The organism is Saccharibacillus sp. JS10 (assembly GCF_024436065.1).
Lineage (GTDB): Bacteria > Bacillota > Bacilli > Paenibacillales > Paenibacillaceae > Saccharibacillus.
Genome location: NZ_JANFNS010000008.1, coordinates 1 through 18,959, shown reverse-complemented (window position 1 = coordinate 18,959; position 18,959 = coordinate 1). Strand labels below are relative to the sequence as shown.

The window sequence follows — 18,959 nt, the reverse complement described above, 5'->3', positions numbered from 1 at the left end:
TGTGGAGGTTGAGGCCGGTGGCAAGCGAAAATATCGTAATCAAAGGTGCCAGAGCACACAACTTAAAAAATATCGACGTCACAATCCCACGGGATCGTTTCGTCGTCCTCACGGGTCTGAGCGGCTCGGGGAAATCATCGCTTGCGTTTGATACCATTTACGCCGAAGGACAACGCCGTTATGTCGAATCTTTATCCGCCTATGCGCGTCAATTCCTCGGTCAAATGGAAAAGCCGGACGTCGATTCTATCGACGGGCTTTCTCCGGCGATCTCAATCGACCAGAAAACAACAAGCCGTAACCCACGTTCCACAGTCGGAACCGTTACCGAGATCTATGACTATCTGCGTCTGCTATTTGCGCGAATCGGTAAGCCGCATTGTCCGGATCATGGCGTAGAAATCACCTCGCAAACGGTTGAGCAGATGGTTGACCGAATTATGCAGTTTCCGGAGAAAACACGTCTGCAAATTTTAGCTCCCGTTATTTCGGGCAAAAAAGGCGAACACAAAAGTTTGTTTACCGAAGTATCCAAGCAAGGTTTTGTCCGTGTACGCGTAGACGGCGAACTTCGCGACTTGTCCGAAAGTATTCAATTGGAGAAAAATAAAAAGCATACGATTGAGATCGTCGTTGACCGCATCGTTATTAAAGAAGATGTGCAGACGCGACTTGCCGATTCGATCGAGACGGCGCTCAAGCTGTCTGGTGGTCAACTGCTCGTCGATATTATGGGACAGGAAGAACTGCGTTTTAGTTCGAACTTTGCTTGCCCGATCTGCGGATTCAGTATGGAAGAATTGGCACCGCGGATGTTCTCGTTTAACAGCCCGTTCGGTGCTTGCCCAGACTGTGACGGTCTAGGTCTGAAAATGGTTGTCGATCCTGATCTGCTCGTACCCGACGAACGTAAATCGATTGCAGAAGGAGCTTTTGCGGCTTGGAGCGGTGGGCTGTCTAACTACTATCCGCAGTTTTTGGCTGCAATGTGCGAGCATTACAAGATTCCAACCGATGTTCCGGTATCGGAACTAACAGCGGATCAAAAGAACAAAATTTTGTACGGTACAGACGGACAAAAGGTAAAGTTCCGTTACGAAGGTGACTTTGGTCGCAGCAAAGAAGTGACCGTAGCTTTCGAAGGAATCATCCCGAACTTAGAGCGTCGTTACCGCGATACGTCTTCAGACAGTATGCGTGAATATATTGAAGGATTTATGGGAACGAAGCCTTGCGGAACCTGCAAAGGTCAGCGTTTGAAGCGAGAAGTGCTTGCCGTTACCATAGGCGGCGTTAATATTTCGCATGTCACAGATTTATCGATCTCCAAAGCAACCGAGTTTTTCAATGCGTTGGAGCTTAGCGAAAAAGATCGTTCGATCGCGAATTTGATTTTAAAAGAAGTATGCAGTCGTCTGGGCTTCCTCGAAAACGTAGGTCTGACCTATCTGACACTTAGCCGAGCAGCCGGTACGTTATCCGGCGGCGAAGCACAGCGTATTCGTCTCGCTACGCAAATCGGCTCCAGTCTGATGGGCGTACTGTATATTCTCGATGAGCCAAGTATCGGATTGCATCAACGCGATAATGATCGATTGATCAAAACGCTGCTTCATATGCGTGATCTGGGTAATACTTTAATCGTAGTTGAGCACGACGAAGATACAATGCTTGCCTGCGATTATATTATCGATATCGGGCCTGGTGCAGGGGTACACGGCGGACAAGTCATCGCCGAAGGTACTCCGCAAGAAGTGATGGATAATCCGAATTCGCTGACGGGTCAGTACCTAAGTGGACGTCGCTTTATCCCAGTTCCATTAGAGCGTCGTCAACCGGGCGAACGTTGGTTGGAGATTCGGGGCGCAAAAGAAAACAATCTGAACAACGTGAATGTCAAAATTCCGATTGGACTATTTTCCGCAGTCACAGGCGTATCGGGTTCCGGTAAGTCTTCGCTCGTCAACGGCGTGCTGCACAAAGCATTGGCTCGCGACCTCAACCGTGCACGCGTAAAACCGGGCAAGCACAAAGAAATTCGGGGTCTGGAATATATCGATAAGGTCGTAGATGTGGATCAATCGCCAATTGGCAGAACACCACGTTCTAACCCCGCAACTTATACCGGTGTGTTCGATAATATCCGAGATTTGTTTGCGACAACCAATGAAGCCAAAGTACGGGGTTATCAAAAAGGACGCTTCAGTTTCAATACAAAAGGCGGACGCTGCGAAGCTTGCCGAGGCGACGGGATTATCAAGATCGAAATGCACTTTTTACCGGATATCTACGTTCCATGCGAAGTGTGCAAAGGCAAACGTTACAACCGCGAAACACTAGAAGTAAAATATAAAAACAAAAATATCGCCGACGTGCTGGAGATGACGATCGAAGACGCGGTCGAATTTTTCCAAAATGTACCGAAGATCAGCCGCAAACTGCAAACTTTGCTTGATGTCGGTCTAGGTTATGTCAAAATGGGACAACCTGCGACAACATTGTCGGGCGGCGAAGCGCAGCGCGTGAAGCTTGCTTCTGAGTTGCATCGTCGTAGCACAGGTAAAACCATCTATATCCTTGACGAGCCGACAACCGGATTGCATGTAGACGATATCGATCGTTTGCTCACTGTACTCCATCGTTTAGTTGAGTCCGGTGATACGGTACTTGTTATTGAGCATAACTTGGATGTGATTAAAACTGCCGATTATCTGATCGATATGGGACCGGAAGGCGGTAGCGGCGGCGGCGACGTTGTCGGAACCGGAACACCGGAACAAGTAGCGAAAGTGAAAGGCTCTTACACCGGTCATTACCTGGCTCCTATTCTTGAGCGCGATACCGAGCGTACCCGCCGCGAAGCGGAACCTCAAGCCCAACCTTCAGGCGATTAAAATTCCACGTATTTCTTTGAACCAAACTTAAGTAACAAGCGACTGCTCGGCAGTCGCTTCTTTTTTATCCTTACCTCTACATAAAAAGAAGAAATGAATAGATCTAACGTATTCAATGTAACTTCTCCACCATCATCAAATAAATTCTTCTTTTTTCAACTAAATTCATCTAAAATAAAACAAACAAGTGGAATAAAAAACCATATTGTACAATTTTAATTTCAATCTGTCTATTTTGATCTAGCGACTCGCTTGATAGTTGTGGTAAGGTGGGAAAGATTGTGCCGGTTATCCGGACATGCGAAGAAAGAAGGGTATCGACGGGATGAAAAAATCAAGTAAAAAAGCGGCTTATATGCTGCTATCAGGGGTTATCGGGCTTGGAAGTTTGGGCATTATGCCAGTATCGGAAGCTCAAGCGGCAACTGTGAAATCAAGCCAATCCACCCCGAAAACGATTCCTCAAATTATTGCTCAAGTCTCACCTTCCGTCGTTGGAATCGTTGGTCAAGTTCCTGCTGATTATATGGACGAATGGGCAGATGCCGAGAATAGCGAAGATGGAACTCAATTTGCACATGGTTCCGGCGTTGTGATTCGTTCGAATGGTTGGATTGTTACCAACGCCCACGTCGTCGATCAGATGGAAAATATGCGCGTTGTGACATCCGAAGGCAAAACATACCCGGTACGCGAAGTTTATAGCGACTCGCTTAGCGATATTGCGTTGATTCGAATCAATGTGACTGGATTTAAGCCAGCACGTTTTGTCTCGGCCACGACCAAAACAAGAGTGGGCGATCCGGTAATCGCGATCGGAACTCCAGTGTCGTTAACTTTACGAAATTCCGCGACGACAGGCATTATCAGTGGTCTGAATCGGGCAGCGGGAGCGGCATATCGATTGATCCAGACAGATGCTACGATTAACCCCGGGAATAGCGGCGGCCCTTTGATCAATATGCGCGGTGAAATCCTCGGAATCAACTCGATGAAAATAGCAGCGGTTGATATCGACAACACAGGGTTTACGATTCCGGCAGATACCGTGCAATATGTTTTGAAGCAATTGTTTGAACAAGGCGAAGTGATTCGAGCGGGTCTGGGCGTCGAGCTCGAAGAAAGCTTGGCGGCGTCGGCAGGGCTTCCTTCTGACGATCCATTGACCGTAATGGATGTGTACACAAATCGTGCCAAAAAAGCCGGTATTCAAGAAGGCGATTTGTTATACAGTGTAGCCGGGCATCGGATTCATACCGTAATCGAGTTAAATGAATTGATGAAAAAATATAAGCCGGGACAAACGGTACGTGTATTTATGCAGTCTGGCGGCGATATTGTCGAACGTAAATTAGTATTGTCCAAAGAATAAAAGTATTGGATATAACCACGTTGTAGTCGGCAAAGCCACAACGAACAAGGAGGAAAAAAATTGAGATTGGCGAGAAAAGGACTAGGGCTTTTGCTTGTTCTGCTGCTGACGATCGGAGTCGCTGTGCCTGCTTTTGCGGCAACGAAAACGACTTTGAAGCTCGAAGTACGGATCGGCAGTACAACGGCAGTCATCAACGGCGAAAAACAAAAAATCGAAAAGCCTTACCAGCAAAAAGGAACCACTTTAGTGCCGTTGGGTGTTTTTCATCGCGCTTTTGGCACGACAAGCCGTTTGGAAGCGAACAATACCGTTCGAGTATCAGGCGGTTCGTCGCGTGCAACCTTTACAATCGGGAGTCAAATCGCTTGGATTAACGGTAAAAAATCGACCCTTACAGCAGCGCCTGTGATGAAAAACGGAACGTTAATGGTGCCGATGCGCCTTGTGACAGACATGCTTAAAGCTAAAGTCAACGTGAACCAAGGGACGATCGTGGTTACATTCGTTTCTGCTACAGGGATCCCGGGAAAAGAACCTACTGACCAAGAAAAAACGCCATTGCCGCGAGTGGGTAACAGCTATGCGAATTGGTCAATTGATTACCCGGAAGATGCAGTAGCGCAAGCTGATGATGATGGATTATCTTCCACAATCATGAACTTGGACGGATCGTATATACTACGAATTTATACTTGGGATAGGGATAAAGAACGTAAAGTCGATCTCTCGCCATCGGATATGTTAGAGCAAATGGAGCGGGAAACCGTGGCTGAAAAAGAAACGATCATCGACTCAAGAATCGTTTCGGATACAAAATTCCCTTATGCTAAACTGGTTGTTCGTGATGTCGACGGCGTCTTGTGGGAACTTCGTCGCTATTCATATCAAGGGCATATCTACTCCGTGTATATGGGCGACTCCTTACTCGAAGATTATCGAGAATTCGAACAATGGCAGCCTTTGTTAGATTCTTTCCGCCCAATCTTCGCTACAAAAGGAGTCAAAACCGAAGATTTATCTACAGCTAAAGACGGCTATAACGAAGTGTCCGCTTACGAGTATGGCGTTACTTTACAAGTACCTGCGAATTGGACATCTACAGGAGAAGGACAGATGGAATATGAAGCCGAAGACGGTTCTTTCCTTTCTCTACATGTGACGACGGCAGCAGGTTCTGGAGCCAATACGTTGCCACAGTGGCATGAACTTTTACAAAAACGTACCGATGAATTTTTCTTGAAAGAATACGCAGAGCGGGTTTCCTCTGAAAAAGTGAAAGCTTCGGATACAGATGCACAAGCCGAGAGAGTCACATTCAATCTGGGCAGCGGCAATCAACATTGGAGTTGGCTTGTATTCAAAGAAAATGGCTACTTCTATGTAATTCGCTACTCGGCACCGGAAGGCGCTTATCAAGAAGAAGTATTCCGCAAAATCATTAATTCGATTCAGATTGATTTTGAAGTCGTACCGGAAACTTTCGGCAAGCTGGGGCAGATTTCGTATCTTAAAGATACGTCGCTCACCGCTACACAAAGCGTAGACGATCTGATCCTGCCTACTCCTGCCTACTGGACGACTCAGCCGACCGATTCTTCTGAAGTGGACTTGAGTTATTTCTTGCCCGGCGGATCTTTCCGTTTAACGACTGTTGATGCAGGTATTGAAGCCGCAGCAGCCCAAAAAATTCGGGATTACGAAGATCAGAAATTGGACGACAAAACGCTAAACGTGGCAACGCCAGAGCGCACTACGGTCGCAGGTGTCCCGGCAATACGTATCACTTCGACCGGAACCGACGAAAATCCGTATCAAGCCGAAGATTGGTATTTCCGTCGCGGTAACCTTACGTATTGGATTCATGTCCAACTCGATCAAGGAACAGCAACGCCGCAGCAACTCAGCAAGATTCAACAAACCATTCAATCGATTAGCTTTGCTTCCAAATAACACAATTGAATAAGACTGATCCGAGAATATTGCGGTCAGTCTTTTTGTTTTTTAGCTTACGGTTTGAAAAAGGAGCGTTTGATATGCAGCCTACGTTTTGGGAAAAGATCAGATTAGCTTTTTACTATAACGATGCGATTTGGCACAATGTTTTTTTGACGATTATTTATGTGATTTCGGCATTTTCCGTTCTAGCTCTGCTTCGATTGTTAGGTCGCCAAATCACTCGAAAGCGCAATGATCCGTATACGACTTCCGAGTCTTCTCGCAAAAGCGGCTCGAATATCTTTATGACTTGGGGAGCGATCACTTTACCGCTTTTAGGTTTTCCGGTTGCTTTGTTTTTGATTTTATCCATTACGCTCGGTAGTGCCGGCAACGCCAAAGTCGAACCCGGAGTCTTATCATATGAACAAAACGGTACTAATACCTCTGTCATGATCGTTACTAAATACATAGCCAACTCGACAGGGCAAGGCATTACGACGGGAAGCAGCAAATCGTATGTGTACGCGATCGATACCGATCAAGGAGCAAAGCTATGGAAAACAAAGATTGGACGCGCGTATTCTCCATTTTTGTTCGGACAGACGAAAGATCGGATTGTTTTGTTTGATGGTTCGCAGCCTGTGATCTTAAACAAAACAGACGGTAAACGTATTGCGGATGCTGCTAGCTTGTCCGTATCAGATACGCCGCTAAAAGGTCAGTTTCCCAAAGAAGCCCAGCGTTATGCTTGGGATGAATCGAATCAGCAGCTTCTTTTCCAGGGATTAGACGGCGGAGTCTATCGATTAGATCCAAACACACTTACCGGGCAAGCGGACAGCTCGAATACTTTAGCGAAGCTACTTGAACAAAATGCCGATAAGCAATCGCAGCGTGATGCCAGAATCGGTTTAATTTCATCGGGTCAAAAAGACGGGCTTTATAGACTGCTGTTGAACGAAGAAGATGCACAGCAATTGCGTGAAGGGACGTATGGAGCCGATCCGTTTGCTTCGCCTACGGTAGAAGATGTGCGTCTGCGATTATATAAAGGGTCGCTGCTTCGTCAAGGATCGCCTGAAGCCGCGGATTTGGAGACGTTATCCGATCTGGTATTTTTAAAAGGAAATTTCCTGAGTGATTGGCGCTCGAACTTAGAAAAAGCATCAGATCCATACAAGGTGAGTGATTTCGCTGGGCAAGAAGAATCGGATACCGCAAGGGAATTGCTACGATTAAATTCTTCATCACAAGCACCGTTCCATTATGTAGATCAGTCTAACGGACACGACATTTTCGTTATCCAGCATGATGCTGTGCTTGCAGGAGACTCAACCAAGCTGCTCAGTGCAGTCGATCTGACAGATGCAAAAAGATTATGGAACGTAGATACGAAGTTGCAGTTGATCGACAACTATAGCGAATCTGAAGATACCTTGACGTTGATTGGACAAACTAGCGGAAATTCGTATTTGTTTACCGTATCTTTGCAAGATGGGGAAAGTCTCGGTTACGATTTTGAGTACGATCGATCGTTAAAATTTTAAAAAAAGCTTGAATGCTTGTAGGCATGATTAGTAGAGTCTGTTAAAATAACTAAGATAAAGTGGCAAGTCAGACTTTTTTGTTGGTCATCATTCCCGCGGGGCACGCTCCGGCGGGATTTTTGTCGGATTATACGCATAGGACTTATTCATCGTAGATTGATCAATTATAGAACAGCGGCTTCTTACGAAAAAATGGCGAGGCTGCACGGAGGGAATTTATTTTTATGAGCGTGAATGGATTAACAAGACAAGACGTTGAGCTACTGGCACCTGCGGGTGATTGGGATTGTATGCGTGCTGCCGTAGCCAACGGTGCGGACGCTGTCTTTTTTGGAGTAGAGAAATTTAATGCGCGTGCACGGGCGAACAACTTCAGAATGGACGAACTGCCTGAAATCATGGGCTTTTTGCATAGTTATGGCGTAAAAGGGTTTTTGACGTTTAATATTTTGGTTTTTGAAAACGAGTTGGAAGATGCGCGTCAATTGATCGATGCTTGCGTGATCGCCGGCGTGGATGCAGTAATCGTGCAAGACTTGGGCTTAGTCAAAATGATTCGCGAAATTTCGCCGGACTTCCCGATTCACGGTTCGACGCAAATGACGATTACTTCGCCGGAAGCGGTTGAGTTTACGAAACCTTTCAACATGGAACGTGTCGTGCTTGGACGCGAAAACAACTTGAAACAAATTCAAAAAATCGGCGATCAAGCGAAGCTTCCGATGGAAGTCTTTGTTCACGGTGCGCTTTGCGTATCGTATTCGGGTCAATGCCTGACTTCGGAAATGTGGGGCGGACGTTCGGCAAACCGCGGCGAATGCGCGCAAGCTTGCCGTTTGCCGTATGACCTGATGGTCGATGGCGAACACAAACCGATGGGCGATATCGCGTACCTATTGTCGCCAAAAGATTTGGCAGCGATCGATATTATGCCTGAACTGATCGAAGCCGGCGTAACCTCGTTCAAAATCGAAGGACGTCTGAAAACGCCGGAGTACGTAGCGAACGTAGTCAGCAAATACAATGCGGCGATCAACCGTTATTTTGACGGTGACAACTCGAAGCCTTCGGAAGAAGAAGTTCGCGAACTTCAACAAAGCTTCTCGCGTGGGCTGACGCACGGTTTCTTGGATGGCACGAATAACAAGCAACTCGTAGAAGGCACGTTCCCGAAAAGCCGGGGCGTATATCTGGGACGCGTCGAGCAAATTTTGCGCGATGGCGTAGTTTGCCGTATCGAAGCTCCGCTTAAACGCGGCGACGGTATCGTATTCGACGCAGGAGACCCAACGAAAAAAGAAGAAGGCGGACGTGTCTACGATGTGCGCCGCAAAGGCGTGAAGCTTGAAGGCGAAGCCGGTCAAGGTTGGGTCATCGATATCGTGCCGGGTCGTAATGACGTCGATTTGCGCCGTCTTCATGTGGGCGATCGCATTTGGAAAACGAACGATCCGGCGCTGGACCGTAGATTGCGCCAGACGTACGAGACCGACAAACCTTACCGTGTGTTCCCTCTGAACGTCAAAGTTATGGGTAACCCGGGTCAGCCGCTGGTTTCGATCTGGACCGACGTCGACAAAGGGACGACCGTACGCGTCGAATCCGAAATGGAACTGGAACTTGCCAAAAAGCGTCCGCTCGGCTACGAAATTTTGGAAGAGCAATTCGGTCGCCTCGGCGGTACCGTGTACCAATTGGAAGAACTGGATGTGCAATTGCACGGTGACGTGATCGTGCCGATGCGCGAATTGAACGCGATGCGCCGCCGCGCCGTAGACGAACTCGCGGGCGAGCGTCCGAAGCCGCCGGTGTATGTTCACCGCGACATTAACGTACACGGCGATGACTCCCGTACGGCGAAGCCGATCGAGCGCTCCGAAGCGCGCATCACGGCATTGTGCCGTAGCTTGCCGCAAGTCGAAGCGGCACTTGAAGCCGGCGTCGAAATGATCTACGCCGACTTCGAATTCATCAAGCAATTCCCAGCGGCTGTCGCAGCTGTACGTGCCGCAGGCAAAAAGATCGCATTGGCTACGCCGCGTATCCATATGCCGGGAGAAAACGGCTACCACGTTAATATTTTACGTTTGCAGCCGGATGCTGTGCTCGTCCGTAATACAGGTGCCCTGTATTACTACCTGCGCCACCGCATGGAGAATCCGGAAGCGGCGCATCCGGAACTGATCGGTGATTTCTCGCTGAATATCGCGAATCACAAAGCCGTAGATCTGTTCGTCGAAGCCGGTCTTGACCGCGTAACGCCGTCTTACGACTTGAATATTCAGCAGATGGTTGATCTGCTGGGTCGTTCGCAAACGGATAAGATGGAGATTGTTATCCATCAGCATATGCCAATGTTCCATACCGAACATTGCGTATACTGCACGTTCATGAGCGAAGGCACAGACTACACGAACTGTGGTCGCCCATGCGAAGAACAACGCGCTTCGCTGCGTGACCGGATCGGCATGTCTCACCCGGTTCGCGTCGACGAAGGCTGCCGCAACACGGTCTACAACGCAATCGAACAATCCGGTGCCGAGTACCTGAACGAGTTCCTCGATGCAGGCGTACCAAGCTACCGTATCGAGTTCCTCGAAGAAACACCGGAACAAGTACACGAAGTTATCGATCTGTACACCCGTGCCCTAAACGGACAAATCAGCGGCTCCGAAGTATGGCGCAAGCTGAAAGCTACGAACCAACTGGGCGTAACGCGTGGGCAGTTGGTGAAATAATAACGATCCACAAAACCATACAGCATTATGTACAAAAAAGAGGTTCGCATCCCAGATGCCGAACCTCTTTTTTGATCTTCTTTCCGTACTTCGCCGTTGTCTACTTAATTTTGTACTTGTGTCCTTATCCCTTCCCCCCACACCCACCAAAAAGTAACTGGCGTAGGGAGAAATTCAGTGAGCAACGCCTTTGAACAAAAAAGCCAGCGATTCGATTTTTCGAATCGCTGGCTTTTGCAGTGAAACAGCGTTACGAACGAATTTCTCCCGCAGCCCCGCTCCCCCAGTACCTTTTTCTACATCCACAAATACCAAATCAGCCAACTCAAGAATGCCCCAATCCAAGACACGTTACCAAACACCGCGACAATCTTCCGTTCATTCCATCCGTATTTCAGGCTGTAATGATAATGGATTGGCGTCATACGGAAAATTCGTTTTTTCGTCCGTTTATAGTAAGCGACTTGAATAATAACCGAAAATTGCTCCGCAAAATAAATAATGAACAACAGCGGCACCAAAATTTCGACTTTCTCAATCACCGCCATCAGCGAGAGCGAACCTCCGATAGCCAGCGACCCCGTATCGCCCATGAAAGCTTTTGCCGGATATTTATTGTACAAGAACAACCCCAGCAGCGCGCCCACCATCACCAGCGAGAACAACTTGATCGCCGGCTCGTCCGAGATCACGAAGAAGAACAAATACGTCGGAATCGCGACAATAATAAGCAATCCGTCAAGACCGTCCGTAAAGTTAATCGCATTCGCGGAACCGACGATAAACAGCAGCATAATGATGAAGTACACGGCTGAAGGAAGGACCCAGACAAATCCGCCCGGGAACGCAATCGTCGAATCAACGCCGAAGCTATTCATCGCAATTAATAGAACCGTAATCGTAAATGCAAATTGCATAACCAGCTTCGCTTTGCCTGAAATGCCTTGCGGATCTTGGAACGCCGCTTTTTTGAAGTCATCGCTGAACCCGACAATACCGAACAAGACGAAGCAAACGGCAAGGAGCCACATCAGCGGTGTCGGTTGTGCGATAAGCGCGACCAAAACTCCGATCATAAAGACCATACCCGCCATCAGCGGAGTGCCTTTTTTAGCTTGGTGATCGGGTGGGAGTTCTTTTCGGATCGGTTGCAACCAGCCTATGCGGCGCAGCGTGCGAATCCAGACCGGCGTGAACAAAGCGACAAGAGCAAACGAAAGTACAGCAGTAATCAACGTGTAAAAATTCATGGGTTTCCTTATTCTCCAATCGATGTTTCAAATTTTGAAGCACTATTCACTTGTTAAGCCTAAAAGTAAAGTTACTTTCGATTAAGATTTAACAAGGTACAATATCGGTTAATAATAGACTTAAAGGTTATGTAACTTCCTTATTTTAAGCAATTTGCACGTTCGCTACAAGAGAAGTGTACACAATTTGGCTTTTTCCTTAGTCGCAAGATAAAATAGGAATCAACCAAGCAAGCTTCATAGCCCCTTTTCTTTTTAAACGAAAACGGCGCAGCGGACGCAGCGAAGGGTTACGTTTTAACCTACATATTCGAATTTATTTATTTTTAGGAGGACATTTAAATGAACACGAAAAAAATTCGCAAAGCTATTATTCCGGCTGCTGGTCTAGGGACACGTTTTTTGCCCGCTACGAAAGCTATGCCGAAAGAAATGTTACCGATCGTCGATAAACCCACGATTCAATATATTGTAGAAGAAGCAGTTAAATCCGGCATCGAAGATATTATCATTGTTACAGGTAAAGAAAAACGCGCGATTGAAGATCACTTCGATACTTCGTTTGAACTGGAACATAACTTGGAAGAAAACGAAAAATGGGAAATGCTCGAAGAGGTGCGCAACGCGGCGAATATGGCAGATATTCACTACATTCGTCAAAAAGAACCGAAAGGTCTCGGTCATGCGATCTGGTGCGCGCGTAAGTTTATCGGCGACGAGCCGTTTGCCGTACTGCTCGGTGACGATATTGTTGAATCCGATACGCCTTGCTTGAAGCAAATGCTGGATGTATTCGACAAACACCAAGCTTCCGTCGTCGGCGTTCAAGAAGTGCCGTGGGAAGACGTGTTCCGTTACGGGATTGTGGACAGCGAAGCGATCGAAGGCGAAGACCGTACATTCAAAGCTAACGGCCTAGTCGAGAAACCGAAGCAAGAAGATGCTCCTTCGAACCTCGCGATCATGGGACGTTATATTTTGACTCCTGAAATCTTTGATATTTTGGAAAACCAACCGACCGGCGCAGGCGGCGAGATTCAATTGACCGATGCGATTGCGACACTTGGCGATACTCAAGACGTTCTCGCGTATAACTTTGAAGGTCAACGTCATGACGTTGGCGTAAAGATCGGATTTATCGAGACAACGATTCATTACGCGTTGCAAAACGAAGATATGCGCGAGCCGCTTATGGCTTATATGAAAAAAGCTTTGGCTGAAGCGGAATAAATTGTACGATGCTAAAAAGCGAACCAAGCCCGGTCTTTGACCGGGTTTTTGTTTGTGTGTTTATCGTGTTCGCATCTTATCCGAAGCACGTCAAAATAAATACATTTCGCCGTGTTCGTATCTTATCCAAACAGAGTATAATAACTCTATTCTACTCTGTTCGTATCCATGCGAACAAAAAATTGACACGCTCCTACACGTAGCATAGACTTAGGTTGGAACAGCCTGCTCAAAGCCTTCAAAGGCAATACGTTCGACACTCCACAAGCCGAAAAATCGGTTGCGAATCGGTCAACGCTTTGGCAGGCGAATTAGGCGGATGGAGGAGTCCAAGTGAATCACCTTTTCCAGACATGGCGACATGTCTTTAAGCTCGACCCGGATCGGGAGTTGTCCGACGAACAACTGGAAGCCGTTTGTTTGTCCGGCAGCGATGCGATATTAGTCGGAGGATCGAGCGGCGTCACTTATGAAAATACAGTCGATTTAATGTCACGTATTCGCCGTTACGAATTGCCGTGCGCCCAGGAAGTTTCGACTTTGGATTCGGTCGTTCCCGGATTTGATCTGTATTTGATTCCGATGATCTTGAATACGAACCAAGCGGAATGGATTACCGGGCATCATCGCTCGGGACTCGAAAGCTACGGCGAGATCATCCCGTGGGATATGGTCGCCACCGAAGGATATATCGTGCTTAATCCAAGCTCGACCGTAGCGAAGTTAACAGGTGCCGATTGTGAGCTGGATGCTCGCGCCGCTGCTGCTTGTGCACGGATTGCCGATAAGCTGATGCGACTTCCGATTGTATATGTGGAATATAGCGGTACATATGGTGACCTTGATCTAGTCCGCGAGGTTCGCCGCGTCACCGAAGAAGCTACCGTGTTTTACGGCGGAGGCGTCCGCGATTATTTAACCGCAAAAGATGCCGCGAAAGTCGCCGATGTTGTCGTCGTGGGCAATATCGTGTATGACGATCTGACTGCCGCTCTTGAGACCGTTCAAGGCGTACATGAAGCTACCTCTTAATTTTTGTCTCGACACTATTCCGGAATGCGCCACGTTGCGCATTCCTTATGTCTTTTTCTCTACATTATCCAAGCGCACGAAAGGAGCATCATCATGTCTTTTAATCTTCAAGAATCGATTGCAAGACTTAACCCTCAGCAACGCAAAGCCGCACTCAAAACAGACGGACCTTTGCTGATTATGGCTGGAGCCGGTAGTGGCAAAACGCGAGTTCTCACCCACCGTATCGCCCACTTAATCCAAGCCAAAAAAACAGCACCGTGGGGGATTCTAGCGATCACCTTTACAAATAAAGCCGCACGAGAAATGCAAGAGCGTGTTTCGGCACTTGTCGGCGCAGAAGGTCGAGAAATCTGGGTCTCCACGTTCCACTCCATGTGCGTACGGATTTTGCGCAGAGACATTGAACGTATCGGATTCTCATCCAGCTTCTCCATTCTCGATTCCGGCGATCAGTTGTCCGTTATCCGCAACTGCATGAAAGACTTGAACCTCGACACCAAAAAGTTCGAACCCAAAGCCGTTCAAGCGCTTATCAGCGCAGCCAAAAACGAACTGATTACTCCGAAAATGTACGAGCAAAAAGCAAGCGGAGATTTTATGGATTCGATCGCTTCAAAAGTCTACGGTATGTACCAGAAGCGTTTGCGTAGCAACAACTCACTCGATTTCGATGATCTGATCATGAAGACGATCGAACTATTTAACGAAATACCTGAAGTACTCGACTTTTATCAAAAAAAATTCCGTTATATCCATGTCGACGAATATCAAGATACCAACCGTGCGCAATATATGCTTTGCCGGATGCTGGCGGATAAACACCATCAGATCTGCGTCGTCGGCGATAGCGATCAGTCGATCTACCGTTGGCGCGGGGCGGATATTACGAATATCTTGAACTTCGAAAAAGATTATCCCGAAGCCGAGACGATCTTGCTTGAGCAAAACTATCGTTCGACCGCCAACATTCTGAATGCAGCCAATAGCGTCATCGGACGCAATACAGGACGCAAACCGAAAAACCTGTGGACCGACCAAGAAGGCGGCGCGAATATTCGCGTTTTCCGCGGGAGTACCGAGCATGACGAGGCATACTTCGTAACCGGCGAGATTCACAAGAATATCAAGAAAAAAATGAATTACAAAGAACACGCCATCTTGTACCGCACGAACGCACAGTCCCGGGTAATCGAGGAAGTGTTGATCAAGTCGGATATTCCTTATCAGATTGTCGGCGGCATCAAGTTCTATGATCGCAAAGAGATCAAAGACTTGCTCGCTTATCTAAAACTCCTTTCTAATCCGGATGACGATATCAGTTTGGTTCGCGTTATCAATGTACCGAAGCGCGGTATCGGCGATACGACTGTAGCGAAGCTTGCAGCAGCAGCAACGGAACGCGGCGTTTCGATGTTCAAAATTCTCGAAGTCGTCGACGATCTAGGTTTTGCCGGACGCACGCGCAACGCGCTGGTTGAGTTTTACGATATGATCGTGTCTCTGCATCGGATGGTTGATTATTCGTCCGTGACCGAGCTGACCGAGAAAATTTTGGAGATGAGTCAATACCGCATCGAATTGCAAAAAGAAAACACGCTCGAATCCAAAGCTCGCGTCGAGAATATCGACGAGTTTTTGTCGGTAACGCTTGAATTCGAAGCACGTACCGAAGATAAATCGCTTGTCACTTTCCTGACCGACCTTGCACTGATTGCCGATATCGATTCAATGGGCGATAAAAAAGAAGAAGTAGCCGACGACGCCGTTATTTTGATGACCATGCACAGCGCCAAAGGTCTGGAGTTCCCGGTTGTCTTCATTATCGGTATGGAAGAAGGCGTATTCCCGCACAGCCGTGCTTTTGTCGATAACGATGAGTTGGAAGAAGAACGCAGATTGGCTTATGTCGGAATCACGCGTGCGGAAAAGCAACTGTATCTGTCTTGCGCGCAAATGCGGACGTTGTTCGGTCGCACTACAGCCAATCCGCCTTCACGTTTCTTGCAAGAAATACCGGCTGAATTGCTCGAAGATACGGGTGTGAATCCGGATCGGTACCGCCGAGGCGGAGATCCAGATAAAGGCTATGGCAACTCCAGAGGCGGAGGCAGAAGTTTCGGAGGAAGTTCCTCATCCGGCGGATTCGGAGGACGCGGAGGTCGATCCAGTGCAAGCTCGGCACCAACAGGCATGGGTCGCCCAGCAGTCGCTCCGCGCTCATCGGGTGTAACCGTAACTCCTGCAGGCGGCAAACCGGTTTCAGCTGCCAAAAGCACAAACAGCACTAGCGATTTTCAGGTTGGCGATAAAGTCGCTCACGGCAAATGGGGAGAAGGCACGATTGTCTCGATCAAAGGGAGCGGCAACGACACCGAACTCAATATCGCTTTTAAAGCGCCGGTTGGCATCAAACGATTGTTGGCAGGCTTCGCTCCGATCACCAAAGTATAATCTAACGTCGCACATCAAAAATCCAAGTGAAAAAGGATGGGAAAACGATGGACGCTATGCACGAGATGGAAGAGTTGGTTCAGCAGCTCAATCGCTACAGTTATCATTATTACACGCTGGATCAACCGATCGTCAGCGACAAAGAATACGATGTGCTTTATGATCGTTTGATTCAACTCGAAGCGGAGAGCGGGCTTGTATTGCCCGATTCTCCGACGCTTCGCGTAGGCGGTGAGTTATTAAAAGGCTTTACGCCGCACCGCCATTTGTCTCCGTTATGGAGCCTGGACAAAGCACAAAATGAAAGTGAATTGAATACATGGAGTGCGCGTACACTCAAATTATGGACAGACTACAACACCAAAAATCCCGATAATCCTTTACCTGAGCTTCAATACGCGCTGGAACTGAAATTCGACGGATTGACGCTGAACCTGACCTATACAGACGGCAAACTGGTACAAGCCGCAACGCGCGGTAACGGAACAGTCGGCGAAGGCATTTTAGAGCAGATTAAAACGATTCGTTCGGTTCCGCTATCTATTCCCTATAAAGAAGGTACGATCGAAGTCCAAGGCGAAGGCATCATGAATCTGTCCGCGCTGGAAACGTACAATAAAACGGCGCTTGAACCGTTGAAAAATGCTCGAAATGCAGCAGCGGGCGCGTTACGCAATCTCAATCCCAAAGTAACGGCGAGCCGGAAATTGAGTGCTTTCTTCTATAATATTGGATACAGTGACGCCAAAGAGTTTACGAGCCACGTCGAGATGATGGACTTTTTGCGTGAGAATCAGTTTAAAGTAAATCCTTATATTTTCTATTTCAACAATTTCGAAGATGTAATGGAGCAGTTACATGATATTGCAAAACGTCGTCATGAATTGGATTATCTAATCGATGGCGCGGTCATTAAGATTGTCGATATGCGTACACGCGGTGCACTCGGTTATACTGGAAAATTTCCGCGTTGGTCGGTTGCCTACAAATTCGAAGCGGAAGAAACGACGACGGTCTTGGAGTCTGTATCCTGGGAAGTCGGACGTACCGGGAAAATTACGCCGATCGCTCGATTGGAAGCCGTCGAATTAGCGGGCGTAACCGTCAAAAACTGCACACTCAACAATATTGGGGACATCGAACGCAAAAACTTGAAGTTTGCTTTGGGAAGCCGCGTATTTATCCGTCGGTCCAACGATGTCATTCCGGAAATTTTGGGCAAAGTAACCGAAGAGAATGACGGAGCCGAAATTTTGTATCCAGAAAAATGCCCGGCATGTGAGTTCCCTCTTGTTCAACGGGGCGCGCATCTGTTTTGTGAAAACCGTCTGTCTTGTAAACCGCAGGCGATCGGACGGATTACGCATTTTGCTTCGCGTGACGCGATGGATATCGAGACTTTCAGTATTAAAACAGCTACACAACTCTACGATGAGCTTCATGTACGTGAACCTGCCGATCTTTATGAACTGGAGCAGGAGTCTTTGGTTAAGCTTGAACGCTTCGGCGAGCGGAAAGCGACTAATCTGCTTGAAGCTTTAGAGCAAAGCAAAACGCGTGACTTGGCTTCGTTCTTATTTGCTTTAGGAATCCCGAATACCGGTAAGTCGACAACCAAAATGTTGGCCGAGCATTATCGGGATTTGGATAAAGTCATTGATTCTACAGTAGAAGAGTTAATCGAACTACCGGATGTCGGCGGAATCGTCGCAGAAAGTATCGTGACTTTCTTTAATGATCCGTTTATGCGTGCAGGGATCGAGAAAATGCGCAATCTAGGCGTAGAGCCTGCTGTTCCGGCAGAACCGATTGCCATTAAGCAAGATTCCTACTTTAGCGGTAAAACGGTTGTACTTACAGGCACGCTGCATCAACTTACGCGCGACGAAGCCGCAGCGAAGTTAGAAGCTCTGGGAGCTAAAGTCTCCGGTAGTGTGTCTAAAAAGACAGATATCGTGGTTGCCGGAGAAAAAGCAGGCAGTAAGCTGACGAAAGCTCAGCAACTCGGCATCGAAGTGATCGAAGATGAAGATCGTTTTGTACAGCTTCTGAATGAGTAAATGAAGAGGTCGGAATTTCCGGCCTTTTTTCTTTTAAAAAAACCTTGCCTTATGTCTAAGTAGGTGATAAGATATTTCTTGTCGCTTCTGACAGACAATCAACATCATCAAATATCAGGTTATGAAATTTGAAAAATAGTTGTTGACAAAGAAGTTGGCGAGTGATAAGATATAAAACGTTCGGCAAACAAGTTGCCGACCGCAAGTTCTTTGAAAACTGAACAGTGAGTGAGAAATGAGAATCAAGTAACCCAGCCGGGCGATATGATTAGTAGTTTCCTCGACAAGCAGAAATCTTTTGGATTGAAGCGAAATCGTGAATAGAGAACACAAGAGAATGAAAATTCTCGCCAACGTTATACAATGAGCACATCGTGCTTTCTTATTAAAGCCGATCTTCGGATCGCAACTTAATGGAGAGTTTGATCCTGGCTCAGGACG

Annotated in this window: 11 protein-coding genes; 9 read left to right on the top strand and 2 right to left on the bottom strand. The window is 47.4% G+C overall.

Features of this window, described 5'->3' with window-relative positions:
• Positions 1-17 precede the first annotated feature (17 nt).
• From uvrA to NOM90_RS17985, 5 genes are all read left to right on the top strand, one after another.
• Entirely contained in the window at positions 18-2,894 is a 2,877-nt protein-coding gene (uvrA, locus tag NOM90_RS18005; RefSeq protein ID WP_255943990.1) for an excinuclease ABC subunit UvrA, read from the top strand.
• A 325-nt stretch (positions 2,895-3,219) separates the two neighbouring features.
• On the top strand, positions 3,220-4,266 hold the full coding sequence (locus tag NOM90_RS18000; protein WP_255943988.1) for a S1C family serine protease: 1,047 nt from the start codon (positions 3,220-3,222) through the stop codon (positions 4,264-4,266).
• A 66-nt stretch (positions 4,267-4,332) separates the two neighbouring features.
• Positions 4,333-6,219, top strand: a complete 1,887-nt coding sequence (locus NOM90_RS17995) for a stalk domain-containing protein (RefSeq protein WP_255943986.1) — start codon at positions 4,333-4,335, stop codon at positions 6,217-6,219.
• 83 nt (positions 6,220-6,302) lie between these two features.
• Positions 6,303-7,754, top strand: a complete 1,452-nt coding sequence (locus tag NOM90_RS17990) for a PA2928 family protein (RefSeq protein ID WP_255943985.1) — start codon at positions 6,303-6,305, stop codon at positions 7,752-7,754.
• A gap of 224 nt (positions 7,755-7,978) precedes the next feature.
• On the top strand, positions 7,979-10,492 hold the full coding sequence (locus NOM90_RS17985) for a U32 family peptidase (protein WP_255943982.1): 2,514 nt from the start codon (positions 7,979-7,981) through the stop codon (positions 10,490-10,492).
• A 174-nt stretch (positions 10,493-10,666) separates the two neighbouring features.
• Here the strand turns inward: NOM90_RS17985 and NOM90_RS17980 are convergent, their stop codons facing one another.
• Both NOM90_RS17980 and mraY read right to left on the bottom strand, forming a co-directional pair.
• Positions 10,667-10,816: a hypothetical protein gene (locus NOM90_RS17980; protein WP_255943980.1), complete on the bottom strand. Its 150-nt coding sequence runs from the start codon at positions 10,814-10,816 to the stop codon at positions 10,667-10,669.
• Positions 10,789-11,742 (bottom strand): phospho-N-acetylmuramoyl-pentapeptide-transferase, encoded by a 954-nt coding sequence (gene mraY / locus NOM90_RS17975; protein WP_255943978.1) that lies wholly within the window; start codon positions 11,740-11,742, stop codon positions 10,789-10,791. Before mraY ends, NOM90_RS17980 begins: the two co-directional genes overlap by 28 nt.
• A gap of 342 nt (positions 11,743-12,084) precedes the next feature.
• Between mraY and galU the strand changes: the two genes are divergently transcribed.
• From galU to ligA, 4 genes are all read left to right on the top strand, one after another.
• Entirely contained in the window at positions 12,085-12,972 is an 888-nt protein-coding gene (gene galU, locus NOM90_RS17970; RefSeq protein WP_255943977.1) for a UTP--glucose-1-phosphate uridylyltransferase GalU, read from the top strand.
• A gap of 333 nt (positions 12,973-13,305) precedes the next feature.
• On the top strand, positions 13,306-14,004 hold the full coding sequence (gene pcrB, locus NOM90_RS17965; RefSeq protein WP_255943975.1) for a heptaprenylglyceryl phosphate synthase: 699 nt from the start codon (positions 13,306-13,308) through the stop codon (positions 14,002-14,004).
• A 90-nt stretch (positions 14,005-14,094) separates the two neighbouring features.
• Positions 14,095-16,458, top strand: coding sequence for a DNA helicase PcrA (pcrA, locus tag NOM90_RS17960; RefSeq protein ID WP_255944082.1), 2,364 nt, complete (start codon positions 14,095-14,097; stop codon positions 16,456-16,458).
• Positions 16,459-16,505: 47 nt separating this feature from the next.
• Positions 16,506-18,518 (top strand): NAD-dependent DNA ligase LigA, encoded by a 2,013-nt coding sequence (gene ligA, locus NOM90_RS17955; protein WP_255943974.1) that lies wholly within the window; start codon positions 16,506-16,508, stop codon positions 18,516-18,518.
• Positions 18,519-18,959: the final 441 nt, after the last annotated feature.